This is a genomic window from Actinomadura chibensis NBRC 106107 (genome assembly GCF_001552135.1).
In the GTDB taxonomy this organism is placed as follows: Bacteria; Actinomycetota; Actinomycetes; order Streptosporangiales; family Streptosporangiaceae; genus Spirillospora; species Spirillospora chibensis.
The window spans coordinates 39,373-64,737 of the sequence record NZ_BCQP01000052.1 but is presented as its reverse complement, the minus strand read 5'-3'; the positions used below and the strand labels follow the sequence as shown (position 1 = coordinate 64,737).

Annotated in this window: 22 protein-coding genes; 14 read left to right on the top strand and 8 right to left on the bottom strand. The window is 72.6% G+C overall.

Going from position 1 to position 25,365, the window contains the following annotated elements; genetic code table 11:
* Positions 1-157 precede the first annotated feature (157 nt).
* The 8 genes from ACH01S_RS29055 to ACH01S_RS29020 all read left to right on the top strand — a co-directional run bounded on the left by ACH01S_RS29055 (position 158) and on the right by ACH01S_RS29020 (position 7,785).
* The gene (locus tag ACH01S_RS29055; protein ID WP_067898547.1) at positions 158-1,711 is read left to right on the top strand and encodes a bifunctional 3-(3-hydroxy-phenyl)propionate/3-hydroxycinnamic acid hydroxylase; all 1,554 of its coding nucleotides are present in this window, start codon (positions 158-160) and stop codon (positions 1,709-1,711) included.
* 29 nt (positions 1,712-1,740) lie between these two features.
* On the top strand, positions 1,741-2,676 hold the full coding sequence (locus ACH01S_RS29050) for a VOC family protein (RefSeq protein WP_067898544.1): 936 nt from the start codon (positions 1,741-1,743) through the stop codon (positions 2,674-2,676).
* A complete protein-coding gene (locus tag ACH01S_RS29045; RefSeq protein WP_067898541.1) occupies positions 2,676-3,521 on the top strand; it encodes an alpha/beta fold hydrolase in 846 nt (281 codons plus the stop codon). Before ACH01S_RS29050 ends, ACH01S_RS29045 begins: the two co-directional genes overlap by 1 nt.
* A gap of 612 nt (positions 3,522-4,133) precedes the next feature.
* A complete protein-coding gene (locus ACH01S_RS29040) occupies positions 4,134-4,856 on the top strand; it encodes a S1 family peptidase (protein ID WP_067898538.1) in 723 nt (240 codons plus the stop codon).
* Between the two features lie 33 nt (positions 4,857-4,889).
* Entirely contained in the window at positions 4,890-5,453 is a 564-nt protein-coding gene (locus ACH01S_RS29035) for a snapalysin family zinc-dependent metalloprotease (protein WP_067898535.1), read from the top strand.
* A 193-nt stretch (positions 5,454-5,646) separates the two neighbouring features.
* Positions 5,647-6,327 (top strand): hypothetical protein, encoded by a 681-nt coding sequence (locus ACH01S_RS29030; protein ID WP_067898532.1) that lies wholly within the window; start codon positions 5,647-5,649, stop codon positions 6,325-6,327.
* A gap of 13 nt (positions 6,328-6,340) precedes the next feature.
* Positions 6,341-7,234, top strand: coding sequence for an MBL fold metallo-hydrolase (locus tag ACH01S_RS29025; RefSeq protein WP_169809377.1), 894 nt, complete (start codon positions 6,341-6,343; stop codon positions 7,232-7,234).
* Positions 7,231-7,785, top strand: coding sequence for a carboxymuconolactone decarboxylase family protein (locus tag ACH01S_RS29020; protein WP_067898526.1), 555 nt, complete (start codon positions 7,231-7,233; stop codon positions 7,783-7,785). Before ACH01S_RS29025 ends, ACH01S_RS29020 begins: the two co-directional genes overlap by 4 nt.
* On the opposite strand, the gene ACH01S_RS29015 is transcribed toward ACH01S_RS29020, so the two are convergent.
* From ACH01S_RS29015 to ACH01S_RS28980, 8 genes are all read right to left on the bottom strand, one after another.
* Positions 7,779-8,582 carry an SDR family oxidoreductase gene (locus ACH01S_RS29015; protein WP_067898523.1) on the bottom strand — a complete coding sequence of 268 codons (804 nt, stop codon included), beginning with the start codon at positions 8,580-8,582 and terminating at the stop codon, positions 7,779-7,781. The two genes, ACH01S_RS29020 and ACH01S_RS29015, sit on opposite strands and share 7 nt — an antisense overlap.
* 38 nt (positions 8,583-8,620) lie before the next feature.
* The gene (locus tag ACH01S_RS29010) at positions 8,621-9,724 is read right to left on the bottom strand and encodes an ABC transporter substrate-binding protein (RefSeq protein ID WP_067898520.1); all 1,104 of its coding nucleotides are present in this window, start codon (positions 9,722-9,724) and stop codon (positions 8,621-8,623) included.
* 61 nt (positions 9,725-9,785) lie between these two features.
* Complete coding sequence (locus ACH01S_RS29005) at positions 9,786-10,949, bottom strand: acyl-CoA dehydrogenase family protein (RefSeq protein WP_067898516.1); 1,164 nt, start codon at positions 10,947-10,949, stop codon at positions 9,786-9,788.
* Entirely contained in the window at positions 10,949-13,195 is a 2,247-nt protein-coding gene (locus ACH01S_RS29000) for an acetate--CoA ligase family protein (RefSeq protein WP_083981263.1), read from the bottom strand. Before ACH01S_RS29000 ends, ACH01S_RS29005 begins: the two co-directional genes overlap by 1 nt.
* Positions 13,195-13,929, bottom strand: coding sequence for an enoyl-CoA hydratase/isomerase family protein (locus ACH01S_RS28995; protein ID WP_169809375.1), 735 nt, complete (start codon positions 13,927-13,929; stop codon positions 13,195-13,197). Before ACH01S_RS28995 ends, ACH01S_RS29000 begins: the two co-directional genes overlap by 1 nt.
* A 135-nt stretch (positions 13,930-14,064) precedes the next feature.
* On the bottom strand, positions 14,065-15,228 hold the full coding sequence (locus ACH01S_RS28990) for an ABC transporter ATP-binding protein (protein WP_067898507.1): 1,164 nt from the start codon (positions 15,226-15,228) through the stop codon (positions 14,065-14,067).
* Positions 15,225-16,103 (bottom strand): ABC transporter permease, encoded by an 879-nt coding sequence (locus ACH01S_RS28985; protein ID WP_169809374.1) that lies wholly within the window; start codon positions 16,101-16,103, stop codon positions 15,225-15,227. The genes ACH01S_RS28990 and ACH01S_RS28985 overlap by 4 nt, the downstream gene beginning before the upstream one ends.
* A complete protein-coding gene (locus ACH01S_RS28980; RefSeq protein WP_083981261.1) occupies positions 16,100-16,993 on the bottom strand; it encodes an ABC transporter permease in 894 nt (297 codons plus the stop codon). Before ACH01S_RS28980 ends, ACH01S_RS28985 begins: the two co-directional genes overlap by 4 nt.
* 353 nt (positions 16,994-17,346) lie before the next feature.
* Here ACH01S_RS28980 and ACH01S_RS28975 point away from each other — a divergent pair, with 353 nt between their 5' ends.
* The 6 genes from ACH01S_RS28975 (at position 17,347) to ACH01S_RS28950 (ending at position 25,360) form a co-directional block, all read left to right on the top strand.
* The gene (locus ACH01S_RS28975) at positions 17,347-18,606 is read left to right on the top strand and encodes a PucR family transcriptional regulator (RefSeq protein ID WP_067898504.1); all 1,260 of its coding nucleotides are present in this window, start codon (positions 17,347-17,349) and stop codon (positions 18,604-18,606) included.
* Positions 18,607-18,746: 140 nt separating this feature from the next.
* Positions 18,747-20,180, top strand: a complete 1,434-nt coding sequence (locus ACH01S_RS28970; protein WP_067898501.1) for an aldehyde dehydrogenase family protein — start codon at positions 18,747-18,749, stop codon at positions 20,178-20,180.
* The gene (locus tag ACH01S_RS28965; RefSeq protein WP_067898499.1) at positions 20,177-21,823 is read left to right on the top strand and encodes a thiamine pyrophosphate-binding protein; all 1,647 of its coding nucleotides are present in this window, start codon (positions 20,177-20,179) and stop codon (positions 21,821-21,823) included. Before ACH01S_RS28970 ends, ACH01S_RS28965 begins: the two co-directional genes overlap by 4 nt.
* 72 nt (positions 21,824-21,895) lie before the next feature.
* Positions 21,896-22,525: a PadR family transcriptional regulator gene (locus tag ACH01S_RS28960; protein WP_067898496.1), complete on the top strand. Its 630-nt coding sequence runs from the start codon at positions 21,896-21,898 to the stop codon at positions 22,523-22,525.
* 52 nt (positions 22,526-22,577) lie between these two features.
* A complete protein-coding gene (hutU, locus tag ACH01S_RS28955) occupies positions 22,578-24,212 on the top strand; it encodes a urocanate hydratase (protein ID WP_067898493.1) in 1,635 nt (544 codons plus the stop codon).
* Complete coding sequence (locus tag ACH01S_RS28950) at positions 24,209-25,360, top strand: CaiB/BaiF CoA transferase family protein (RefSeq protein WP_067898490.1); 1,152 nt, start codon at positions 24,209-24,211, stop codon at positions 25,358-25,360. The genes hutU and ACH01S_RS28950 overlap by 4 nt, the downstream gene beginning before the upstream one ends.
* The last annotated feature ends 5 nt before the right edge of the window (positions 25,361-25,365 follow it).

The window sequence follows — 25,365 nt, the reverse complement described above, 5'->3', positions numbered from 1 at the left end:
CGTCCCGTCCCGGCTCCGCGACACCCCGTCCCACCTGCCGTTCTGCACAGCGGAATTCCATGGACGGACGCCCGGCCGCCATGTGAGGGTGGTCACGATCGTACCGAACGATCGGTACAATACTTGTCCGACCCGGCACGTCTCATCCGGAGCCCGTATGACCCAGCAGTTCGACGCCGACGTCGCGATCGCCGGCTACGGCCCCACCGGCGTGACCGCCGCGCTCACCCTCGCCCGGCACGGGATCCGGGTCGTCGCCTTCGAGCGGGACGCGGCCATCTACCCCCGCGCCCGCGCCGTCACCGTCAACGACTGGACGATGCGGATCTTCCAGAGCCTCGGCGTCGACGAGCGCGTCGAGAAGGTGATCGAGCCGCAGCGGGCGCTGCGCTGGGTGACCTACGACGGGACCGAGATCATGCGGGTCGAGCACCCGCCGTCCTCGCTCGGCCGGCAGCCCCGCTTCTACAACATCTACCAACCGGTGATGGAGGCGGAGCTGCGCGCCTGCGCCGCCGACCACGGCGACCTGATCAAGGTGCGCACGGGCGTCGAGGTCACCGGCCTCGACCAGGACGCCGACGGCGTCACCGTGACGACGACCGACGCCGCGACCGGGGAGACGCGCGCCACCCGCGCCCGCTACCTGGTCGGCGCGGACGGCGGCGGCTCCGCCACCCGGGGCATGATCGGCGCGCGGCTGCTCGGCGACACGATCGACGTGCAGTGGATCGTCATCGACTGCCGGGTCAAGCGCTGGTGGCCGGACCGGGACGTCCTCACCTTCTGGTCCGACCAGGAGCGCCCGGTCGTCGACATCGCGCTGTCCGCCGGGAACCACCGCTGGGAGATCCCGCTCAAGCCGGGCGAGACCGAGGCCGACTTCGCCTCCGAAAACGATGTGTGGCCGCTGCTCAAGGCGCTCGGCGTCACCCCGGACGACGTGTCCATCCACCAGTGGGCGTTCTACCGCCACCACACCCGGATGGCCGACACCTGGCGCGCCGGGCGCGTGTTCCTCGCCGGGGACGCCGCGCACCTCATGCCGCCGTGGGCCGGGGCCGGGATGCAGACGGGCATGCGGGACGCCCACAACCTCGGCTGGAAGCTCGCCCGCGTCCTCAAGGGCGAGCTGGACGGGCGCTGGCTCGACACCTACGAGGCCGAGCGGCGCCCGAACGCGGCCTTCTACACCGGGCTCGCCGTCCAGCTCGGCCGCGTCATCAAGCAGGAGGCGACGCCCGCCGAGATCGAGGAGATGAACCGCGTGCCGGAGAACACCGTCACGCCGTTCGAGCCGCCGCTGACCGCGCCGCCGGTGCTCGACGCGGGCTGGATCCGCGGCCCGGTCGGGGACGCGAGCGCCGTCGGCCGCATGGTCCCGCAGCCGATCGCCGGGGACGTCGCGGGCCGCATGGCGCGGCTCGACGACCTCCTCGGGGACGGCTTCGTCCTGCTCGGCGCGGACGTCGACCCGGCCGGGCTGCTCACCCCCGGGGAGAAGGCGGGCTGGGACGCGCTCGGCGCCCGCTACGTGGCGGTCCGCCCGCGCGCCGCCTACACGCGCGGCCCGGACGAGCTGGTCGACCTCGCCGAGACGCTGCTGCCGTGGCTCGCGCGGTACGGGGCCCGCGCGGTCGCGGTCCGGCCGGACCGGTTCGTCGCGGCGGCGGACGTGTCCGGCCTCGCCGTCCCCGACCTGCCCGCCTGAACGCCCGCACCTACGAGGGAAGGAACGCGATGACCGGAGTCAACGAGCTGGCCTACGTCGTGTACGAGGCGAGCGACCTCGCCGACTGGGAGCACTTCGCGGTCGACCTGCTCGGCATGCAGCTCGCCGCCAAGGACGCCGACACGCTCGCCCTTCGGACGGACGGCAAGGCGTACCGCTGGCTCGTCCGGCGCGGCCCCGCCGACGACCTGGTGGCGAGCGGCTACGAGGTGGCGGACGGCGCCGCCCTCGACGCGATCGCCGCCCGGCTGGCGGCGGCGGGCGTGGAGGCGGCCGAGGGCGACGCGGCGCTCGCCGCGTCCCGCAAGGTGGACCGCGTCCTGGTGACCGCCGACCCGATGGGCAACCGCGTCGAACTGGTCACCGGATTCGCCGACGCCGAGAGCCCGTTCCATTCCGACGTGCTGCTCGGCGAATTCGTCACCGGCTCCGGCGGCGCGGGACACCAGGTGCTGCTTTCCAAGGGCGTCGCCCGCGAAACGTATCTGGAGTTCTACGAAGGGCTCCTCGGATTCCGCGTCTCCGACATCATCGTCGAGGAACTGGCGCCCGGCGTCGTCGCGGACCTCATCTTCCTGCGCTGCAACCCGCGCCACCATTCCGTGGCGTTCGGCGACATGCCGCACCCGAAGCGGACGCACCATTTCATGGTCGAGGTCACCGACATCCGCGACGTCGGCACCGCCTACGACCGCTGCATGGACGCCGGTCAGCCGTTCGAGATGACCCTCGGCATGCACCCGAACGACCACATGTTCAGCTTCTACGTGCGGACGCCGTCCGGGTTCAGCGTGGAGTACGGCTGGGGCGGACTGCTCGTGGACGACGAGACGTGGCAGGTCACGACCCTCGACCGGCTGCACAGCTGGGGCCACCGCCCCCCGGAGGCCGTCGCCTCGCTGCTCGCCAAGGCCGCCCCCGCCCCCGGAGAGGACGCCCGCTGATGACGCTCACCCAGGCCGAGGCGGCGCGGACCGTCCAGACCAAGGAATGGAACCTCCGCTATTACGAGGCGGGCGAAGGACATCCCGTCGTCCTGCTCCACGGAAGCGGTCCCGGCGCGACCGGCTGGAGCAATTTCGCCGGGAACATCGAGGCGCTCGCCGAGCATTTCCACGTCTACGCGGTGGACATGCCCGGCTGGGGCGACTCGGACGCCGTGACCGTCGACCGGCTCGACCACGTCGAGGCCGCCGTGCAGTTCCTGGACGCGCTCGGCATCGACAGGGCCGCGTTCGTCGGGAACTCGATGGGCGGGCAGACCTCGCTCCGCCTCGCCACCGAGCACCCCGGCCGGATCACGCACCTCGTCACGATGGGCCCGCCGGTCGGCCGCGCGCCGTCGCTGTTCGCGCCCGGCGACGGGCCGTCCGAGGGCCTGAAGGTGCTCATCGAGGCGTACCGCGACCCGAGCCCGGAGAACATGCGGCGGCTCGTCGAGATCATGTGCTTCGACAAGGCCCGCTTCGCCACTCCCGAGCTGTGCCAGGCGAGGTCGGACGCGGCGCTGGCCCGTCCCGAGCACCTGCGCAACTACGTGGACGGGCTGCCCGGCGGCGCGCCGCTGCCGGTCTGGGTGAAGCCGGAGCTGCTCCCCGGGATCTCCGTCCCGACGCTGCTGATCCACGGCCGGGACGACCGGGTCGTGCCGTTCGAGAACTCGCTGCGGCTGCTCGCCGCCATCCCCGACAGCCGCCTGGTCCTGCTGAACCGGTGCGGGCACTGGGCCATGATCGAGCACGCCGACGAGTTCAACCGGCTGGTCGCCGACTTCGTCCGGCACGCCTGACGAATCGCCACGTCGACGGGCCTTTATCACGCACCGTAACGGTTTCAGCGCTAGTTGAAATCAACATTGAACATCTAGTCGATTCACCCGGTGGTAAAGGCCCGTATCGCTCGACTACCCTCCCGTAGTTGTGGCAACCGCGAGAGAATTAATGGAGCAGCGCAGCGCCCTGTGCAGGCACTGCTCCATTATGCCGTTCCCTGGCGCCATTCTCGCAACCGGATTCCCGTGCCGCCGGCCGGGAAATTGTCAGGGCGAGCACGTCTCGCCGGCGGAGATCGACACCGCATCGTCGCCGAAGGCCCAGGTGGGCAACTCCCAGGTTCTCGGGTGGGCACTTCGCGACCGGCTCCCAGCTCCCGGGTCGACACGCCGCGACGGAATCGCCGTTGAGAGTTGCAGTCCCCTCGCCAAACCGGACTCGCATGGCCCGGCAACGCCATGCCCGACCATTCGCGCCGTCGGCGGTCGCGAGGAATCCAGGCCACGTCCGGGACGCGGAGACAGGCTCCGCCGTCCCGAGCGAACCCGCCGTTCCGGGACCGCGCCACCCCGCTCTGATCGCGGAGCGGGCGCACCTCCCCGGAACGAACCGCCGATTGGAGAATCGTCATGCGCAAGCTGATGCGAGCGACGGTGGCCGCCTGTGCGGCCGCCCTCGCGCTGAGCGGTGCGTCGGCCGCGAACGCGGCCGGCCCCGACAGCGGGGGCGGCCAGCCGATCATCGGTGGCCACAACGCCACCGAGACCTACCCCTGGATGGTGGCGCTGAGCAACGGCTGCGGCGGCAGCCTCGTCTCGCCCCAGTGGATCATCACCGCCAACCACTGCGGCTCCGCGTCGTCGGGCCGCATCGGCTCGAACAACAAGAGCTCCGGCGGCGAGGTCGGCCAGATCGACCGGCGCGTCACCAACCCGGGCACCGACCTCACGATGATGCACCTCAGCTCCCCCGCCCGGGCCACCCCGGTCAAGATGGCGCAGTCCAACCCCGCCGCGAACACCCCGGTGCGGCTGCTCGGCTTCGGCTGCATGAGCTGGCCGAGCTGCCAGCAGGCCAGCTACCTGCAGGAGATCGACCTCACGATCCTGCCGAGCAGCAGCTGCGCCGCGGGCGGCGGCACGTCCAACGACGTGTGCGTCTCCGGCGGCCCCGGCCGCTCCGCCTGCCACGGCGACTCCGGCGGCCCCGCGGTCACCGGCAGCAGCGGCAACTGGACGCTCGTGGGCGAGACCCACGGCCCCGGCGACAACCGCGGCGAGTGCGCCACGAGCACCCTCTACACCGGTATCGCGCCGTACCTGAACTGGATCAACCAGCAGATCGGCGCCTGACCCCCCGCGTCCTCCCCCCAGAGGAGTCACCGAATGTCCCTCCGCAAGATCATGGCGGCGCTGTCCGTCGCCTTCGGTGTGGCCTTGCTGGTCCCCACCGTCACCACCGCTCCGGCGTCGGCCGCCGCTCCCGTCGCGGTTCGCACGATCTACTACGACGCCAGCCAGTCCCAGGAGTTCAAGGCCGCCGTCGACGAGGGCGCCGCCGCCTGGAACAAGGCAGTGCCGATCATCGAGCTCAAGCCCGCGACGACCGCCGGCCAGGCGACCATCAGGATCACCGCCGACAACGGCTGGCCCCGCACCTACATGCAGGGCTTCGGCCGCGCCGACATCGTCATGGGCCGCCAGGCCGTCCAGGACGGGTTCTACCCGCCGCGGATCGCCGCGCACGAGCTCGGGCACGCCCTCGGCCTGCCCGACAACCGCAACGGCCGCTGTGACTACCTGATGTCGGGCCACAGCTCGCCGACGTCCTGCCAGGTCACCGCCCCGCACCAGACCGAGGCCGACCAGGTCCGGCGGAACGCGGGCGGCCGCCTCCCGGCCGCGCTCGCCGCCAAGCAGGCCCAGTACGCGGACTGCTTCGTCTTCTGAGCGATCGCTTGACCAAGGCCCCGCCGCGGACACACACCGTCATCGCCGTGTCCGCGGCGGGGCTTCGGCGTTTCCGGGGAACCAGCGCGGGCGCTCCCGCCGACCCCGGCCGCGCGGGGCCGATCACCGATCTGACATGCTATGGAGTGCATGATGCATTTCGGATGGTCCCGGACGCGGAGGTAAGCGCTTCATGGGAAGGCAGCCGTTCAGTTGCCCGTTCTTCCTGGCCGTGGGACTGCGGGCCGAACCGGGCGAGCCGGAGGCCGAACTCCGCGCGCTCGCCGACTTCTACGACTCGGTCCATCTCGACGAGGTGATCCGCCTCAACGAGGGCTTCGTGAGCGCCGCTCGATATGAACTCGTCGATCCGGTGGACGACGAGGGCGTCCCCCATTGGCTGGCCGTGTACGGGATCGGCGACGAGCAGTCCGCCCGCGATTTCCTTAAGCGGGAGCGTCCCGTCTACACGCAGGGGCCGGGCGCCTGGCAGCGCGCCACCGCGGTCTGGCGGATGATCTGGGAGAACACCGGCTCGGTCGGCGCGGCCGACGTCGATCCCGGCCGGATGTCCATGATCGGCATGGATCCCGCCGCGGACGCGACCGCCGCCGAGATCGCGGAGTTCGACGATTTCTATACCGGCGTCCACCTCCCCGAGATCCTTCCGCGGTTCGGCTATGACCGGGGGACGCGTTTCCGGCTCTGGCACGAGTTCATCCACCCCGCGCCCGGCTCTCCCCGCTACAACGCCGTCTACGAGGCGGACGACCCCGAGCCGAAACCGCCGTCCGGCGAACCGCTGACCCCCGGCCCCCGGGCCTGGGAGGAACGCCAGGTGCGGTGGCGGGTCAAGTTCCGGCGGGCGTCCTGAAATGGAGCGGGAAATGGCACTTCCTCCGGCGACCTCTCCGGCGACCTTCGCGATCGGCCGGACGCGGATATCGCACCTCAGCGACGGCGTCGCGACGGGGCCGCGCCGCTTCTGGTTCACGGGGGCCGAGCCGTCGGAATGGATGCCGGTCGTCGGCGTCGACGACCCGGACACCCCTTTCCCCGTGACGTTCGGCGGCTTCGTCGTCACCGGCGACGGCCACGTCACGCTGGTCGACGCGGGCTGGGGGCACCGCGCGCACGAGATCCCGGGCCTCGCGGGCGCCGGGAGACTGCTGGACGGCCTCGCCGCGCTCGGCATCGCGCCCGCCGACGTCGACCGGATCGTCCAGACCCATTTGCACGCCGACCATTGCGGCTGGCTGATCCGGGACGACGAGGGCTCGCTCACCTTCCCGAACGCGACCGTCCACGTCCACGAGCGCGAGGCCGCCTACTGGACGGGCGACGACGTCAAGGCCATCCCGTTCAACAATGGAATGGCCGACAAGGTGCGCGCCCGCCTGCGCGCCGTCGAGAACGCCGGACGGCTCCGCCTCTTCGACGGCGACCTCGCCCTTTCCGAGGAAACGCGGATAGTGCGCACCCACGGCCATACGCCCGGACACGTGTCGGTCGTCGTCGCGGACGGCCCCGACACCGCGATCCTCGCCGGGGACCTCGCGCACCATCCGGCGCATGTCGAGCACCATTGCTGGCTGCCGTCCGTCGACGAGGAGCCGTCCGAGTCGGTGCGCAGCCGGGAGAAGATCGCCGCGCTCGCCGCCGACACGGGGGCGATCGTCCTCGCACCGCACTTCCCCATTCCGACCGCCGTCCAGGTCGGCCGCGACCCCGGCGGCAGGATCAGGACCATTGCCCGCGACGACCTCCAGGAAGAGGAATGACCGAGCCCCGCATAGCCCCGCTGGACATCGACTCCTACCACCGCCTGGAACGCGAGGCGTTCGGCGCGGACGGATGGACGGGAACCGCGCACGTCTCCCGCACCTGGGCGCACAGCCCCGGCCTGATGAAGGCGCAGCGCCCGCTCCAGCATTACCTGCTCAACGACTCGCCGCTCCCCGCGCGCGACCGCGAACTCGCCATTCTGCGGGTCGTCTGGCGCCGCCGCTGCGAGTACGCGTTCGGGCAGCACGTGCGGATGAGCGCCGCCGCCGGGGTCACCCCGGACGAGGTCGAGCGCGTCACGCGCGGCCCCGGCGCGGAGGGCTGGACGCCGTTCGAGGCGACCCTCCTCCGCGCCGTGGACGAGCTGCACGACGACGGCGACCTGACCGACGCCACCTGGGCGGAACTCGCCGAGACCTACGACCGGGCGCAGCTCATCGACCTGATCGCCGTCGTCGGCCGGTACTGGACGGTCGCCACCACGCTGAACACGCTCGGCGTCCCGCCCGAGCCCGGCCTACCGGGGTTTCCCGCGTCCGGTCACTGAGCGGCGGCGGCGTCCGCGATCGGCGGCCCGTAGATCTGCGTGCCGAGCGACTGCCCGCCGTCGGCGGTGAGGACGGAGCCGGTGACGTACCCGGCGCGGTCGCTCAGCAGCAGCCCGACGAGGTCACCGATCTCCGGGGCGCTCGCGAACCGGTTCAGCGGGACGGACGCGAGGACGCGCGCCCGGTCGGCGTCGTCGGCCCACAGCGCCGCGCCCGCGCCCTCCGTCTCGGTCGGGCCCGGCGCGATGCAGTTCAGCCGGATCCCGTAGCGGGCCCATTCGACGGCGAGCGTCCGGGTCATCGCGACGACGCCCGCCTTCGCCGCCGCGCTGTGCACGGTGCCGGGATGGCCCGTCCAGGCGTAGGTGGCGATCACGCTGACGATCGCGCCGGGGGCGCCCGCCTCGATCATCCGGCGGGCCACGGCGGACGTGCAGTTCCACGTCCCGTTGAGGACGATGTCGACGACCGCGCGCCAGCCGTTCGCCGACAGCCGCTCGGCGGGCGCGACGAAGTTCCCGGCCGCGTTGTTGACGAGGCCGTCCAGCCGTCCGAACCGGGCGAGCGCCGCGTCGGCCGCCGCCTCGACGGCGGCCGGGTCGCGGACGTCGGCGGGGTGCGCCAGGGCGTGCCCGCCCTGGCGCTCCACGTCCGCGACGACCGCGTCCAAGGGTTCGCCGCGGCGCCCGACCACGGTCACCGACGCGCCGAGGGCGGCGAGGCGGCGGGCGGTGGCCGCGCCGATGCCGGTGCCGCCCCCCGTGACGAGGTAGGCGCGGCCTGCCAATGATTCCACTGCGTTCTCCCTTGGTGCGGACTTGCGCGCTTATGGCGTCAGGACTTCGAGAACTCCTGGAAGCGCTTGAGCACGGTGTCGCGGTTCTTGCCCCACCATTCGGCGTCCTGGAGGAACTGCACCTCCACGTTCTGCGGGTGGGAGGGCAGCGTCTTCGCGAATTCCTTGTCCATCAGGTCGAGCGCCTTGGCGTTCGACGGGCCGTTCGGGTACTTGCTCCAGACGCTCGCCTGGATGTCCGGGCGGACGGAGAACTCCATCAGCTTGAAGGCGTTCTCCTTGTTCGGCGCGCCCTTCACGACCGACCAGGCGGCCAGCTGGAACATGCCGCCGTTCCACGTGAAGTCGAGCGGCGCGCCCTTCTGCTTCAGCTCGCCGATGCGGCCGGAGAAGATGCTCGACGCGCCGACCTGCTTGCTGACCAGCATCTGGCCGGGCTGGGCGCCGGACGTCCACCACTGCGGCACGTGCGACTTGAGCTTGCCGAAACTGCGGAACGCGCGGTCGACGTCGATCGGGTAGACCGACTTCATGTCGACGCCGTCGGCGAGGACCGCGAACTCCATGTCCGGCGGGACGCCGTTGTCGGCGCCGCGCAGCGAGCGCCGTCCGGGGAACTTCTCGGTGTCCCAGAAGTCGGCCCAGCTCTCCAGCTTCTTCCCGCTGCCGACCACCGACGTGTTCCACGCCAGGACGATCGAGAACAGGTAGTAGGTGAGCCAGTTCGGGTCGACGTAGGACTTGTCGATGCCGGGGATGTTGAGCAGCTTGTCGGGCAGCGTCTCGAAGTACTTGCGCCCGATCGGCAGGACGGTGCTCGGGCCGCCCGCGATGAGGTCCCACTCGATGTTGCCGGTCTCGACCATCGCCTTGATCTTGGCGGGGGTCGGCGGCCCGGCGACGACGACCTCGATGCCGGTCTCCTTGCTGAACGGCTCGAAGATGTACTTCTTCTCCGCCTCGACGAGCGCGCCGCCCCAGTCGGCGACGACGACCTTCTTGCCGCCGCCGCCCCCGCCGCCGGAGCCGCCGCAGGCGGACAGCAGCGGCGCGGCGGCGATGCCGCCGGCGAGCAGGGCGCCGCCGCGCAGCAGGTTCCTGCGGGACAGTGCGGGACCGTGCGAGGTGCCGGGAATGTTCATGGTTCGTCCTTCGTTGCTGGCGCGATTTCGGGGGTGGGTGGTGACCTGGCCGAGGCGGGAGTCAGCGGAACATTCCTCGTTTGAGCAGGTTGCGGGCGATGATGATGCGCTGGATCTCGGAGGTGCCCTCCCAGATCCGCTCGATCCTGGCGTTGCGGTAGGCGCGCTCGACGTACGTCTCGTTCATGTAGCCGGTGCCGCCGAAGATCTGCAGGACGCGGTCCGCGACCCGGCCGAGCGCCTCGCTGGCGAAGAGCTTCGCCGTGGACGCCTTGGCGTGCACCGTCTTCGGCGGCTGCCCCTGGTCGGCCGCCCACGCCGCCTCGTACGTCATGAGCCGGGCGGCGTGCAGGTCGGTGGCGCAGTCGGCCAGCATGAACTGGATGGCCTGGTAGTCCGCGATGGGACGGCCGAACTGGACGCGCTGCTTCGCCCACTCCAGCCCGTCGTCGATCAGCCGGGCCATCGGGCCGAGGCAGCGCGCGGCGGTCATGATCCGTCCGGCGCTGAGCGCGCCGTGGCCGAGGCTGAACCCGCGTCCCGGTTCGCCGAGCACGTTCGCGGCCGGGACGGCGCAGTCGTCGAACACCAGCTCGGCCTGCCGGTAGCCGCGGTGCCCCATCGTCTTGTGGAGCTGCCCGACGCCGAACCCCGGCGTGCCCTTCTCGACGAGGAACGCGGTGATGCGGTCCTGCTCGCGGTCGGGATGGGTGAGCGCGAAGACGATCGCGAAGTCGGCCGTGTCGCCGTGGCTGATGAACCGCTTCCGCCCGTTGATCACCCAGGAGCCGTCGTCGCGGAGCGCGGCCCGGGTGCGGATCCCGGCGGCGTCCGACCCGGTGTCCGGCTCGGTCAGCGCGAAGCACCACTGGATGTCGCCGCGCACGCACGGGATCAGGAACCGCTCCCGCTGCTCCTCGTCGCACGCCAGCATGACGCTCGGCGTCGTCGGCACGCACTCGGCGACGCCGCCGAGCGCGCGGAACAGCTCCTCGGTCACGAGGACCTGGCCGAGGACGTCCATCCCTCCCCCGCCGACGTCCTCGGGCATGCCCATCGAGTTCAGCCCGATGGCGAGCGCGCGTTCCCGGATGCGCCGTTCGACGTCCTCCGGGAGCCCGTCGTGCTCCTCCACGTAGTCCTCGTGCGGGATGAGCTCGGTCTCGGTGAACCTGCGGACCGTCTCGCGGAACTCGACGAGATGGTCCGGGATCGCGAAGTCCATCAGCTCGCTCCTCCTTTCCTTGCCGGGTCCGCGACGACGAGCGCGTCCAGCGCGAGGCAGCCCTCGCCCTTCGGACGGCACAGCAGCGGGTTGACGTCGATCTCGGTGATCTCGGGGTGGTCGGAGAGCAGGCGTCCGACGCGGAGCGCGGCGTCCGCGAGCGCCTCCACGTCGGCGGGCTGGCTTCCCCGGTGGCCGCCCAGCAGGGCGTTCACGCGGAGCCTCGACAGCGCGGCGTGGACGTCGTCGCGGCCGAACGGCCACAGCAGGCCCGCCGCGTCGTCCAGCAGCTCGGTGAGGACGCCGCCCGCGCCGAGCACGACCAGCGACCCGGCCGCGTCGTTGCGGCCGCCGACGATCAGCTCGACGCCCGGCCCCGCCATCCGCTCCACGAGCACGCCGGGCCGGACGCCGCCGCCGGTGTCGAGGCCGTCGAGCGCCGCGGCGGCGCGGCGCATGATCCGGTGGAACGCCGCGCGCACCGCCGCCGCGTCGGCGAGGCCGATCTCCACGCCGCCGATGTCGGACTTGTGCGCGACGCCCGGGACGTGGAGCTTGCCCACCACCGGGTAGCCGAGCCGATCCGCGACCGCCACGGCGGAGTCGGCGTCGGACGCGACCTCGCCGTCCGGCGACGCCACCCCGTACAGGGCCAGCAGCCGCTTGGACTCGGTCTCGGTCAGTGCGCCCGTCCGTCCGGCGAGCAGCTCGGCGGCGCTCCGCCGCGTGGCCGAATCGGTCGGGTCCGCCTCCTCCGCGCGGACGGACGGGCGCGGCCTGCCGGCGAGCGCGATCGCGCGCAGCGCGGGGCGCGCCCCCGCGAGCAGCACCACCCCGTTCCGGCGCGCCAGCTCGCCCAGCTCGGGCGTCACATCGGTGGTCATGGTCAGCAGCACGACCGGGACGTCCAGCTCCGCCGCCGCGTCGCCCGCGCCGCCCATCATCTCCGGCCAGCCGAACTCGTCGAGCGGGTCGGAGTGCGTCGGGGCGTCGCCGGAGAACGCGACGACGTCGACCGCCGGGCACTCCCCCATCGCGCGGGCGGCGGCGTAGTAGGCGTCCCGGTCGCCCCACGCGGACGCGCCGAGGTCCATCGGGTTGCGCGGCCGCTGGTAGGGCGGCACGGCGGCGGCGAGCGCGGACTCGGCGGCCGCGTCCAGGTCGGCGAGCCGGACGCCCGCCGCGTCCGCGACGTCGGCGGTCAGCCCGCACTCGCCGCCGGAGCTGGCGAAGAACCCGATCGCGGCGCCGCGCGGCCGGTTCGGGACGGCGAGCAGCGAGCACAGCGCGACCATCTCGTCCAGGTCGTCGACGCGGTACACGCCGGTCTGCCGGAACAGGGCGTCGTAGGAGGCGTCCCGTCCGGCGAGCGTCCCGGTGTGCGCGACGGTCGCGGCCTCGCCGCCCGCCGACCGGCCCACCTTGAGGACGATCACCGCGACGTCGCGCTCCGCCGCCCGCTCCGCGAGGACGCGGAACCGGGCGAGGTCCGCGAGCCCCTCCATGACGAGGCAGACGACGCGCACGCCGGGGTCGGTGAGGAAGTACTCCAGGCAGTCCGCCAGGTCGAGCACCGCCTGGTTCCCCGCGGACACGGCGTAGGCGACGGCGGGGAGGCGTCCTGACAGCATCGTCGTCAGCGCCATGTTCCCGCTCTGCGCCGCGAGCGCGACCGTCCCGTCCGCGCCCGCGTGGACGTAGGGCATTTCGATGCCCCAGAGCGCGGCGCGTCCCCGGTAGCTGACGGTCCCCAGGCAGTTCGGGCCGATCAGCGGGAGGCGTCCGTCGGCGGCGGCGACCAGCTCGGCCTGGAGGGCGCGGCCCGCGTCGTCGCGCTCGGCGAACCCCGCGCCGTAGACGACCATCGAGCCCGCGCCGACCCGCACGGCCTCCGCCGCGAGCGCCGGGACGCCCGCCGCCGGGATCGCCGCCGCCACCGCGTCCGGCGCCTCCGGCAGGTCGCTCAGCGACGGGTACGCGCGGACGCCGCCGACCTCCGTCCGGCCGGGGTTGACGACGTAGAGACGCCCCTCGAACCCGACCCCGCGCATGTTCCGCAGAATCCGCAGCCCATACCCGCCCTTAGGCGACGCCCCCACCACCGCCACGCTCTTGGGGCGGAAGAGGCGGTCAAGCCGCTGGTCCGGTTCCCGGAATGGAGCGCCAGCGGAATGGAGGGAACCGGACCAGCGGCGCTTCTCGGGGGGCGTGGGGGGTCGTCCCCCCACAGCGGAGTCGCCGTCCATCAGCGGCCCTTGAAGACGGGGTGGCGCTTCTCGACGGCGGCGCGGAGGCCCTCGGCCATGTCCTCGGTGTGGACGCAGGCGTGCCCGCCGCGCTGCTCGTTGCGCAGCGCCTCCTCGATCCCGATGGTGTGCCCCATCCGGATGTTCTGCTTCGCGATGCCGATCGCCACGGTCGGCCCGGCGGCGAAGACGGCCGCCTGCTCCAGCGCGCGGTCCATCAGCTTCTCCGGCGGGACGACCTCGCTGACCACGCCGATCCGCAGCGCCTCGTCCGCGTCGATGATCCGGCCGGTGTAGATCAGCTCGGCGGCGCGGGCCTCCCCGACGACGCGGGGCAGCAGGTAGGAGCCGCCCGCGTCCGGGCAGATGCCGCGCTGCGCGTAGACCTGGCCGAACCGGGCCGCCTCCGACGCGATCCGCATGTCGGCGGTGAGCGCGATGTCGAACCCCGACCCGGCGGCGACGCCGTTCACGGCCGCGACCACCGGCTTCGGCAGCCAGTAGAGGCGGGCGATCGTCCGGTGCATCTTCGCGGGCCAGGACTCCTCGTCGGCGTCGGCGCGGGCCGCCCACTCCTTGACGTCCGCGCCGGAGCAGAAGCCCCGTCCGGCCCCGGTGATCACCACGGCCCGGACGGCGGGATCCTTGCCCGCCCGCATGATCACCCGGTCCAGCTCGTCGATGTCCCGGTTGGAGATCGCGTTGAGCCGGTCCGGACGGTTCAGCGTCAGCACACCGACGTCTCCGTCCATGTGCCACGTACAGCACGTCAGTGCCGGTGAATTCATCGCTTGCCCTTCCGTGCGAGTGCAGGCATGCCGAACAGAGGTCGTGGCGGGAGGCGGTTTCAGAGAGATCGGAGGAAGTCGTCAGTCGACGCGGGGGAGGAAGCGGCAGTCGCCCGGTCCCCAGCTCAGCCAGTGCGGCGAGCCGACCTCGAAGTCGGCGCGCAGCTCCGCGGGCACCATCGCCTCCAGCTCGGCGCCCTCGGCGGTGCGCAGGTGCACCTCGATCTGCGGACCGAGGTAGACGTGCGCCGCGACCGTGCAGCGCGCCGCGTTGCGGTCGGCCGCGTCCGGGCGCTCCGCGGAGATCCGCAGCCGCTCCGGCCGGATCATGAACTCGGCGTCGTCGGCGGCCGAGCAGTCGTTGCCCGCCTCGACCAGGACGCGCCCGTCCACCCCGGACACCTCCAGGACGGTGCGCGCCCCTTTCTCCACCCGCCGCGCGGGCAGGCAGATCGACTTGCCGAGGAACTTCGCGACGAACGAGTTCACCGGCGCCTCGTACAGCTCGTGCGGCGGCGCGGTCTGCTGGAGGACGCCCCGGTGCATGACGCCGATCCGGTCGGAGAGGGCGAGCGCCTCGTCCTGGTCGTGGGTGACGTAGAGGACGGTCGCGCCGATCCGCTGCTGCAGCGCCTTCAACTCAAGCCGCATGTGGTCGCGGAGGTTGCGGTCGAGGGCGCCGAGCGGCTCGTCCATCAGCAGGACGCTCGGGTCGAACACGAACGCGCGGGCGAGCGCGACGCGCTGCTGCTGGCCGCCGGAGAGCTGCCGCGGGTAGCGGTCCCGGAACTCGGTGAGCCGCGTCATCGTGAGGACGCGGTCGATCTCGCGGGCCGCGTCCGCCTTCCTCATCCGCCGCATCTTCAGCGGGAACGCGATGTTCTGCGCGACGGTCATGTGCGGGAACAGCGCGTAGTTCTGGAAGACGAGGCCGATGTTGCGCTTCTCCGGGACGTCGTCGGTGACGGCCCGCCCGGCGAGGTAGACCTCCCCGGCGGTCGCCGACTCCAGCCCGGCGAGGATGCGCAGGCTCGTCGTCTTGCCCGACCCGGACGGCCCGAGCAGCGTCACGAACTCGCGCTTGCGGATCGCGAGGTTGAAGTCGTGGACGGCGGGCGCGTCCCCGTACCACTTGTGGATCCCGGAGAACACCACCTGGTCTTCGGCGGCCGCTGGCGGGTCCGGCCGCACCGGGCGCTCGTCGGTCACCGGCGCGCCGGCGCCGGCGCTTGCTTGCTCGCTCATCGGCGCTCCCGCCGTTCACGGAGGATCTTGATCAACTCGGACAGGAGGAACAGCCCGACGCAGACGGCGATGAGGATCGTCCCGGCGACCGCGAGCGTGGGCGTGAGGTCGTAGCGCACGCTGTCCCACAGCTTGCGCGGCAGCGTGACCGAACCGGTGCCGGACACGAAGAGGATGATCACCGCCTCGTCGAAGGCGATCACGAACGCGAACAGCGCGCCCGCGGAGATGGCCGACGTCAGCGACGGCAGCGTGATCCGCAGCAGGGTGCGCGGCAGCGAGGCGCCGAGCGTCCGCGCCGCGTTCTCCAGCTCGGAGTCGAACTGCTGGAGCGCGCTCGACACCGCCACGAGGACGTACGGGACGCCCATCACCGAGTACGCGACCGCGATCACCTGCCACTGCCCGATCACGCGGAAGTCGGCGAACGTGAAGTAGTAGCTCATCGCCAGCACGATGATCGGGATGACCAGCGGCGAGTACATCAGCGCGAACACGACGCCCTTGCCGCGCGCCGGGCTGCGGGCGAGGCCCCAGGCCGCCGCCGTCCCGACGACGGTCGCGATCGCCGCCGCGAGCAGCGCGATCCGCGCGCTGAGCAGCGTCGCGTCCACCCACGCGGAGTCGGCGAAGAACTGCCGGTAGTGGGTCAGCGACCAGCCCTCCAGCGGGAACGACAGGTAGTCGACGCTGTTGAAGGACTCCAGGACGACGATCAGGATCGGGATCACCAGGAAGGCGAGGATCAGCGCGACCAGGCCGCGCAGCGCCCAGCCGAGCGCGCGTTCCGCCTTGGTCGCGGGGCTCCGCTTCCCGCGCCGCTTCCCGGCCGGGGGCTTCGGCCGTGCCGGGACGGCGCCGAGGTCGGCGGTCACAGCGTCACCAGCCCCTTCACCTTGGTGAGCCGCCGCACGATCATGGTGAGCGCGGTGGCCAGGATCAGGAGCAGGGTCGCGAGCGTCGCCGCCATCCCCCAGTCGAAGTTCACCTGGACGGCCTCGGCGATCACGACCGCGATCGTGCTCTGCTTCGGCCCGCCGACCAGCGCGGGCGTCACGTAGAAGCCGAGCGCGATGACGAACACCAGCATCCCGCTGCTCACGATCGCCGGGACGGCCAGCGGCAGGTACACGTGCGCGAACGCGCGGACCGGCCCGGCGCCGAGGGACCGCGCGGCACGCGGCAGCGAGGCGTCGATCTGGTCCAGCGTCCCCTTGATGATGAGAATGGGGAACGGCAGCAGAATGTGCGTCATCGCGATGATCACGGCGCTCTCGCTGTAGAGCATGCCCTGCCCGTCACCGGTCAGCGGTTCAAGGATCTTCGTCACCAGGCCGTTGTCGCCGAGCAGGACGATCCACGCGAACGAGCGCACGAGAATGCTCGTCCAGAACGGGATGACGACGAGGAGCACGAGGAATCGCGCTTTGCGTTTCGACGTCCGGGCGAGGAAATACGCCACCGGAAAGCCGAGCAGAACGGTCAGCACCGCGACTTCGGCGGACATCCGGACGGTGATCCAGAGGACGTGCCACATCGTGCGGTCGGTCGCCGCCTCGGTGAAATTCCCGAATCCCGCAGTCGGCTCGGTGACGCTTTTCAGCAGCATCGCGCCGACCGGATAGGCGTAGACGATCGCCATGAACGCGACCGGCAGGCCGAGCGCCGCGGTGACGAATCCCGGCCGCCAGGCCCGCCGCCGCGCCGCCGGCGGGCGGGCGTCAGCGGCGGGTGGCGGACGCGTCGCCGAGGTCTGCGCCGTCACGATTCACCGTCCCTCCGGTCCGGGGCGCCCTCGAAGGGCGGGTCGCCGTGCCGGGCCGTCGCGGCCCGTGCCGTTGTCGACACAGTGAACGTTTACGGTCCGCCATATGTCATGAGGGCGGAGTCACAAAAGTCCCTGGGGGTGCCTGTGTGGGGCACACAGTTGCCCAGGAATCGGACGCCCGCGAAGGGCCCGCCGAACTACCGCTTGCCTGGCCGGGGCGGGGCCCGGGGCGGGGTCCGGGGCGGGGCATCACGCCGTTGACGTGGGCCGAAATAGCGTGATACACCTCCACGGACCTGGGTCGGGAGCGTGACGCGTGTCTCCCCGACCCCGGTCCGGGGAAGGTGATCATGGCATCATCCGACACGTCCGCGGCGCTCGCCGACCACCTGTCGGCCGTTGCCCGCGATCTGAGGTCGGCGTCCACCGCCATCGCGAACGAGTTCGTCCGGCAGTACGTGAGCACGACCGAAACCGGCACCGTGGACCGCCAGGCGCCCGTCGAGGCGTTCGAGATGGCGGTGCGGGTGATCGAGCTGTGCGGCGACGGGCTCGCCGGGAACGGCGCGGTGCCCGAGCTGCCGCCGGGCCGCGGCGCGCGGGTCGCGCTGCAGGGCCGGTCGGTGGCCGAGGCGGTCGAGTGGCTGCGGCTGCTGGAGCGCGTCCTGACCGACCACGTGCTGGCGCACACCGAGTCCGGCATGGACGAGATCCGCGTCGTCCTCGGACGGCTCGGCGAGCTGTTCGACGTGCTCTGCACGCACGAGCTGGAGGCGTTCACCAGCACCTACAACGAGCTGGCGGGCTGGCAGGCGCGGGTCAGCACCGACCTGCTGAGCTGCCTGATCGCGGGCCCGGCGGTCGACGCGAGCACGGTCAACGACCAGGCCAGGATGCTCAACATCAACCCGCACCAGCCGTTCCGCGCGGTCGCCGCCTACCACGATCCGGTGCCGACGGCGCAGCAGTGGATGCGGGTCCGCCGCCGGGTCATGGAGGCGCTGTGGAAGCACGACCCGCGCCGCGAGATCCTTATCCGCGAGCGGCGCGGCGTGCTGCTGGCACTGGTGCCGACCGACCGTCCGGGCCCCGGCCTGGTGCCCCTGCTGGGCGACATGCTCGAAGGCGAGCCGGGCCGGTCGCTGTTCGTGTCGGCGGGCGAGCCGGGCGCGACGCTGTCGGCCGCCGGGCACAGCTGCCGGCAGGCGCTGTCCGCGCTGGAGATCAGCATCTACCGCGACCAGCGCGGCCAGGTCACGCAGTGCACCGACGTGATCCTCGAAGTCCTGCTCGCGCACAACCGGTGGGTGTCCAAGCGGCTCATCGAGACGCGCATCGGGCAGCTCGTCGAGAAACCGCACCTGCTCGACACGCTCCGCGTCTACATCGCCTGCGATATGGCGTTGCAGCGGACGGCCGAAGAACTCGTCGTCCATCCGAACACGGTCGCCTATCGGCTGCGCCAGATCGCCACGCTGACCGGACGGGATATGCGCCGCATCACCGACATCGGGGATCTGAATGTCGCGCTGATGGCGTTCGACGCGGTCCAGATGCGGCGCGACCGGGAAGAGGCGCGGACCGATCTGCGGGCCCGCCTGTTCGCCTGACCTTCCGGGGCGCTGTGTCCCGAACATAATGCCCGGTGGATTTCTTTGGTGGTCCGGGCTCAACGGTTTCGCGGTGGATGATTCTAGGCTTCGACCGATCGCGCAGAACTGGATCGCGCAGGACTGGTGAGCGGAGCGACATGGACCACCGTGCGGACACATACATCGACGGAGAATGGGTCGAGAGCAATGGCGAGGACGTCATCGCCGTCATCGATCCCTCCACCGGGCAGTGCGTCGCCACGGTCCGCGAGTCGTCGACCGCGGACATGGACCGGGCGGTGGCGGCGGCGTCCCGGGCCCGGACGGTGCTGCGCGGCATGCCGCCCGGTGAGCGGGCCGCGCTGCTGGACCGGGTCGCCGACGAGATCGAGGCCCGGCTCGGCGGGCTCGCGGAGCTGATCTCCAGCGAGATGGGGATGCCGCGCAAGCACGCCCCCGACTACCAGGTGCGGACCGCGATCGGAACGTTCCGCAACACCGCGCGGGCCGTCGCCGACGTCGAGTTCGCGGTGGAGACCGGCGGCTCGACGGTGCTGCGCGAGCCGGTCGGCGTGGTCGCCGCGATGACGCCGTGGAACTTCCCGCTGCTGCAGACCGCCGCGAAGATCGGCCCGGCGCTCGCCGCGGGCTGCCCGGTGGTGCTGAAGCCGAGCGAGGTCGCGCCGCTGGACGCGTTCGTCCTCGCCGAGGCGATGGCGGCGGCGGGCGCCCCGCCCGGCGCGTTCAACCTGGTCTTCGGCAACGGGATGCACGTCGGCGAGTACCTCGCCCGGCACCCCGGCACGTCGATGGTGTCGCTGACCGGCTCGACCCGCGCGGGACGCCGGGTCGCCGAGGTCGCGGCCGAGTCCGTCAAGCGGGTGACGCTGGAGCTCGGCGGCAAGTCCGCCGCCGTGGCGCTGCCCGGCGGCGACCTCGCCGGGGCGGTCGAGAAGAGCGTGCGGACCGTCCTGATCAACAGCGGGCAGACGTGCACGGCGCTGTCGCGGCTGCTCGTCCCGTTCCAGTCGCTGCCGGAGGCGGAGGAGCTGGTCGCGGCGGCGATGGCGAAGTACCGGGTGGGGCTCTCCGACGACCCGGACGCCGACGTCGGCCCGCTCGCGAGCGCGAACCAGCGGCACCGGGTGACCGAGCACGTCGAGCGCGCCCTCGTCGACGGCGCCCGGACGATCTGGTCCCACCCCGACTCCGACCTGCCGCAGACCGGGTACTTCGCGTCCCCCGCCGCCTTCGTCGTCACCGATCCGCGCATCGCGCTCGCCCAGCAGGAGGTGTTCGGCCCGATCCTGGCCGTGATCCCCTACGTGGACGAGGACGAGGCCGTCGCGATCGCCAACGGCACCCAGTACGGGCTGGCCGGGGCGGTGTGGGGCGCGGACGACGAGCACGCCCTCCGGTTCGCGGCGCGGATGGAGGCGGGCAGCATCCAGATCAACGGCGCCCCGTTCGACGGCATGGCGCCGTTCGGCGGCTACAAGCAGTCGGGCTACGGCCGGGAGCTGGGCGCGTACGGGATCGCGCAGTTCACCGAGCTGAAGGCGATCCAGCGCCCGGCGGGGAGCGGAAAGTGAGCGCCCGCACCGGCGGCGACCTGGTCGCGGAGGCGCTGGCGGCGCTCGGCGCGGAGGTCGTGTTCGGGGTGGCGAGCGTCCACAACCTGCCGATCCTGGACGCGGTCCGGCGGCGGGGCGGGGTGCGGTTCGTGGCCGTCCGGCACGAGCAGGCGGCGGTGCACGCGGCCGACGGGTACGCCCGCGTCACCGGACGGCTCGGCGTCGCGCTCGCCTCGACCGGCCCCGGCACGGCGAACACGATGGGCGGCCTGTTCGAGGCGCAGTTCGCGGGCTCCCGCGTCCTGCTGATCACCGGCCAGATCGAGTCGGGCTACCAGGGACGCTCCAAGGGCTACCTCCACGAGGCCGACCAGCAGCAGGCGATGTTGCGCACGTTGACCCGCGAGACGTGGTCGGTGCGCCGCGCCGAGGACGTCGGCGACGCGGTCGTCGCGGCCGGACGCGCGGCGGGCGCCGGATGGCCGCGCCCGACCGCCGTGGAGATTCCGGTGAACCTCCAGTACGCGGAGGTGCCGGACGCGCTGACCGTCCCGGAGCCCGCGCCGCACGTGCCGGGCGCGCCGCCCGAGGACCGGCTGCGCGCGGCGGCCGACCTGCTCGCGGCCGCGCGCCGCCCGCTGATCTGGGCGGGCGGCGGCGTGCTGAGCGCGGGCGCCTGGCCGGAGCTGCGCCGCCTGGTCGAGCGGCTGGAGATCCCGGTGGTGACGTCCGTCCAGGGCCGCGGCGCGCTGCCCGAGGACCATCCGCTCTGCCTCGGCGCGCTGGTCACGACGCCGCCGCTGCGCGCGGCGGTGGAGAGCGCCGACGTCGTCCTCGCGGTCGGCGCGCGGTTCCAGATGTACACGACCGACGCGTGGACGCTCCGCCTCACCGACCGGCTGATCCACGCCGACGCCGACGCGAGCGTGTTCGGCCGCACCTACCCGCCCGCCGTCGCGCTGCACGGCGACGCCCGCGAAACACTCCGCGCCCTGGACGAACGGGTCGCAACGAGCGCGGCCGACGCGGAGTGGGGCCGGTCCGCGCGGCGCGCCGCCGCCGAAGCGCGGGACGCGTCCCTGGAGACGCTCGGCCCCGACCACCGCGCGGTGATGGCCTCGATAAGGCGGCACCTGCCGCGCGCGGGCGCGGTCGTCCGCGACTCGACGGTCCCCGCCTACGCCTGGGGCGACCGGCTGCTGCCGGTGCTCGCGCCGCGCACGTCGCTGCACCCGGCGTCCGCCGCGATCGGCCCGGGCCTGCCGCTCGCGCTCGGCGCGGCGGTCGGGACCGGGGAGCGCGCCGTGGTGATCCACGGCGACGGCGGCATCATGCTGTCGATCGGCGAGCTCGCGACCCTCGCGCAGGAGGACGCGCCCGTCACCGTCTGCGTGTTCAACGACGGCGGTTACGGCGTGCTGCGCGACGTCCAGGAGGCCACCTTCGGCGGCGACCGGCACGACGTCGACCTGCACACCCCCGACTTCGTCGCGCTCGCGGCGGCGATGGGCGTGCCCGGCGAGAAGGTCGCGTCGGCGGACGGCTTCGACCGCGCGTTCGCCCGGTCGGCCGAGGGCTCCGGGCCGTACCTGATCGAGGTCGACCTGACCGCGCTCGCGCCGATGAAGCGGCGCGCGGGCCGCCAGCGCCTGCTGAGCTGAGCGCCGCCGTGACCCGACGCCGGGGAGAGGCGGGCTCGCCCACCGTCCAGAATAGATGGTACGATCTGCAGTATGGTTCGCCTCTCGTCCAGCTCCTATCTCGTGCTGGGGCTGATCGGACTGCGCGGTCCGAGCTCGTCCTACCAGCTCGAACGCGCGGTAGAACGCTCGATCGGCCATTTCTGGCCCTTCCCGCACAGCCAGCTCTACGTCGAGCCGCGGCGGCTCGCCGAGGCCGGGCTGCTGGACGAGTCCGCCGAGACCGAGGGGCGCCGCCGCCGCACGTACTCGCTGACCGAGCGCGGCCGCGAGGCGCTGCGCGAATGGCTGAACGACCCCGACACGGAGGTCTTCCAGGTCCGCAACGAGGCCGAGCTCAAGCTGTTCTTCAGCGAGCTCGGCGACGAGGGGACCGTGCAGCGGCTGGCCGAGTCGCAGATCCGCAGCCACGGCGACCGGCTGGCCGAGTTCCACAAGACGCTGGAACGGCTGTCGGACGTCCCCGACCTGGAGAAGCGGGTCGTCCCGCTGGTCCTCGGCGTGCGGATCGAGGAGGCGTGCCTGTCCTTCTGGCGGGACGTCCGCGACAACGGCGTGCGCGACGTCCTCGCCCGCGCCGGGCTCACCCGGCCCGGCGACGAGCCGCTCCCCGCCGAAACGTCCGAACCACCCGGTGGCCGTGCGGGGCGTCACCCGGGCTGAGCAAGGCACCCCGTGAACGGCGGTCCGCGCGGCGGACGGGAAGGGGACTTTCATGGCCATCACCACCTCCGAGATCGGTAAGCAGGGGCTGCGCTGCCGGGGCCCGCGGCAGGAGACGCTGCTGCGGATGCTGGAGAACACGCTGAGTCACGCGGAGCGTCCGGACGACCTGATCGTCTACGCCGGGCTCGCGAAGGTCGCGCGCGACCACGCCGCGCTGGAGAAGATCGTCCGGGCGCTGACGGAGATGGAGGAGGACGAGACGCTCGTCATCCAGTCCGGCAAGCCGGTCGGCGTGTTCCCGACCGGGACGCGGGCGCCGCTCGTCCTGATGGCGAACAGCAACCTGGTCGGCCGCTGGGCCACCAGCGAGCACTTCTACGAGCTGGAGAAGCGCGGCCTCATCGCGTGGGGCGGGTACACGGCGGGCGACTGGCAGTACATCGGGTCGCAGGGCATCGTCCAGGGGACGTACCAGACGCTCGTGGCCGTCGCCGACGAGCACTTCGGCGGCGACCTCGCCGGGCGCCTCATGGTGACCGCCGGGCTCGGCGGCATGGGCGGCGCGCAGCCGCTCGCGACCGTGATGGCGGGCGGCGTCGCGCTGTGCGTCGAGGTCGACGCCGACCGGATCAAGCGCCGCGTCGACAGCGGCTACCTGGAGCGCGGCACCGAGTCCCTCGACGAGGCCCTGGCCTGGGCGCGGGAGGCGATGGACGCGAAGCGGCCCGCCTCGATCGGGCTGCTCGGCAACGCGGCCGAGGTGCTGCCCGCGCTGCGCGAGCGCGGCGTCGTCCCGGACGTCGTCACCGACCAGACCGCCGCGCACGACCTGCGGTACGGGTACGTGCCGGTCGGGATGTCGCCGTCCGAGGCCGCCGACCTGCGCGACACCGACCCGGACGAGCTGGCCCGCCGCGCCCGCGCGTCCATCGCGACGCACGTGGAGTGCATGCTCGCCTGGCAGGACGCGGGCTCGGTCGTCTTCGAGTACGGCAACAACCTGCGGGCGCAGGCCGCCGAGAACGGCGTGGACGCGTTCCGCATCCCGATCTTCGTGGAACGCTACATCCGGCCGCTGTTCTGCCGCGGGCTCGGCCCGTTCCGGTGGGTCGCGACGTCCGGCGAGCAGGCCGACCTCGACCTCATCGACGACATGGTGGTGCGGGAGTTCCCGGACAACCCGCTCGCCCAGCGGTGGATCCCGATCGCGCGCGAGTCCGTCCGGCAGGCGGGGCTGCCGTCCCGGATCTCGTGGCTGGCGCACGGCGAGCGGGCGAAGCTCGCGCTGCTCGTCAACGCGGCGGTGCGGATCGGCGAGCTGCGCGGCCCGGTCGCGTTCACCCGCGACCACCTCGACCCGGGCGGGGTGTCGCAGCCGCTCCGCGAGACCGAGAACATGCCGGACGGCTCCGACGCCGTGTCCGACTGGCCGCTGCTCAACGCGCTGCTCAACGCCGGTTCGGGCGCCGACCTCGTGGCGATCCACGCGGGCGGCGGCGGGTACGCGGGCTACATGCAGAGCGCGGGCGTCACGCTGATCGCGGACGGCACCGCCGCCGCCGACGACCGGATCACCGCCGCGCTCACCGCCGACACCGGCATCGGGATCATGCGGTACGCCGACGCGGGCTACGAGACGGCGGCGGACGCCGTCCGCTCCAGCGGCCTGCGGTGGTTCGGATGACCGCGCTGGACGGCGTCCGCGTCCTCGACCTGAGCCGCGTCCTCGCGGGCCCGCTGTGCGGGCGGATCCTCGCCGACCTCGGCGCGGAGGTGATCAAGGTCGAGTCCCCGGCGGGCGACGACGCGCGCCTGTTCGGGCCGTTCACCGACGCGGGCGACAGCACCTTCCACCGGCTGCTGAACCGCGGCAAGTTCGGCATCACGATCGACCTCAAGGACCCGGTCGACCGGGAGCGGTTCGCCCAGCTCGTGGCGCGGTCCGACGTGCTGATCGAGAACTTCAGGCCCGGCGTCCTCGACCGGCTCGGCTTCCCGCCCGACGAGCTGCTCCGCCTCAACCCGCGCCTGGTGGCCGTCGCCATCAGCGGCTTCGGCCGGACCGGGCCGCTCGCGGACCGTCCCGCCTACGACCTGATCGTGCAGGCGATGTCCGGGCTGATGTCGGTGACCGGGCCGGACGGCGGTCCCGGCGTGCGCGTCGGGATCAGCGTCGGCGACGTCGTCCCGGCCCTGTACGCGGCGGTCGCGGTGTTGTCCGCGTTGCACGAGCGCGGGCGGACCGGGCGCGGGCAGCACATCGACGTGTCCATGTTCGACGGGCTCGTCTCCGTCCTGGAGTCGGTCGCGATGCGGGCGCTGCACACCGGCGAGGAGATCCGGCCGAGCGGCGGGCACCACGCGATCAGCGCCCCGTACGGGACGTTCGCCGTCAAGGACGGCACGATCACGATCGCCGTCGCCAGCGACGCGCTGTTCGCGCGGCTCGCGGGCGTCCTCGACCGGCCCGGCTGGCTCGCGGACGACCGCTACGCCAGCGACGCCGAGCGCGGCCGGAACCGGGTCGCGCTCCAGCACGAGATCGAGGCGGCGCTCGCGGACGTGACCCGCGCGGAGGCCCTCGAACGGCTCGGCGCGGCGGGCGTGCCGTGCGGACCGGTCCTCGGCGTCCGGGAGGCCCTGGCGCACCCGCACGCGCTGGCCCGCGGCCTGGTCGTGGACGAGCCGGACGGCTTCCGCACGCTCGCGGGCGGCGTCCGCACGACGGGGACCGTCGGGGAGTTCCGGCCCGCGCCCGCGCCCGGCGAGCACGACCACCTGCTGGCGCGCTGGCTCGCCGAGGAGCCGCGCGCCGCCGTCCGGAAGGGGTAGCCGCG

Excerpts from the sequence above, each read along its gene's own strand:
- ACH01S_RS28975 (WP_067898504.1), top strand. The coding sequence starts at position 17,347 with ATGGCATCATCCGACACGTCCGCGGCGCTCGCCGACCACCTGTCGGCC.
- ACH01S_RS29010 (WP_067898520.1), bottom strand. The coding sequence starts at position 9,724 with ATGAACATTCCCGGCACCTCGCACGGTCCCGCACTGTCCCGCAGGAAC.
- ACH01S_RS29030 (WP_067898532.1), top strand. The coding sequence starts at position 5,647 with ATGGGAAGGCAGCCGTTCAGTTGCCCGTTCTTCCTGGCCGTGGGACTG.
- ACH01S_RS29040 (WP_067898538.1), top strand. The coding sequence starts at position 4,134 with ATGCGCAAGCTGATGCGAGCGACGGTGGCCGCCTGTGCGGCCGCCCTC.
- ACH01S_RS29045 (WP_067898541.1), top strand. The coding sequence starts at position 2,676 with ATGACGCTCACCCAGGCCGAGGCGGCGCGGACCGTCCAGACCAAGGAA.
- ACH01S_RS28950 (WP_067898490.1), top strand. The coding sequence starts at position 24,209 with ATGACCGCGCTGGACGGCGTCCGCGTCCTCGACCTGAGCCGCGTCCTC.
- ACH01S_RS28960 (WP_067898496.1), top strand. The coding sequence starts at position 21,896 with ATGGTTCGCCTCTCGTCCAGCTCCTATCTCGTGCTGGGGCTGATCGGA.
- ACH01S_RS28970 (WP_067898501.1), top strand. The coding sequence starts at position 18,747 with ATGGACCACCGTGCGGACACATACATCGACGGAGAATGGGTCGAGAGC.
- ACH01S_RS29020 (WP_067898526.1), top strand. The coding sequence starts at position 7,231 with ATGACCGAGCCCCGCATAGCCCCGCTGGACATCGACTCCTACCACCGC.
- ACH01S_RS28990 (WP_067898507.1), bottom strand. The coding sequence starts at position 15,228 with ATGAGCGAGCAAGCAAGCGCCGGCGCCGGCGCGCCGGTGACCGACGAG.
- ACH01S_RS29035 (WP_067898535.1), top strand. The coding sequence starts at position 4,890 with ATGTCCCTCCGCAAGATCATGGCGGCGCTGTCCGTCGCCTTCGGTGTG.
- ACH01S_RS29000 (WP_083981263.1), bottom strand. The coding sequence starts at position 13,195 with ATGGACGGCGACTCCGCTGTGGGGGGACGACCCCCCACGCCCCCCGAG.
- hutU (WP_067898493.1), top strand. The coding sequence starts at position 22,578 with ATGGCCATCACCACCTCCGAGATCGGTAAGCAGGGGCTGCGCTGCCGG.
- ACH01S_RS29050 (WP_067898544.1), top strand. The coding sequence starts at position 1,741 with ATGACCGGAGTCAACGAGCTGGCCTACGTCGTGTACGAGGCGAGCGAC.
- ACH01S_RS29055 (WP_067898547.1), top strand. The coding sequence starts at position 158 with ATGACCCAGCAGTTCGACGCCGACGTCGCGATCGCCGGCTACGGCCCC.
- ACH01S_RS29005 (WP_067898516.1), bottom strand. The coding sequence starts at position 10,949 with ATGGACTTCGCGATCCCGGACCATCTCGTCGAGTTCCGCGAGACGGTC.
- ACH01S_RS29025 (WP_169809377.1), top strand. The coding sequence starts at position 6,341 with ATGGCACTTCCTCCGGCGACCTCTCCGGCGACCTTCGCGATCGGCCGG.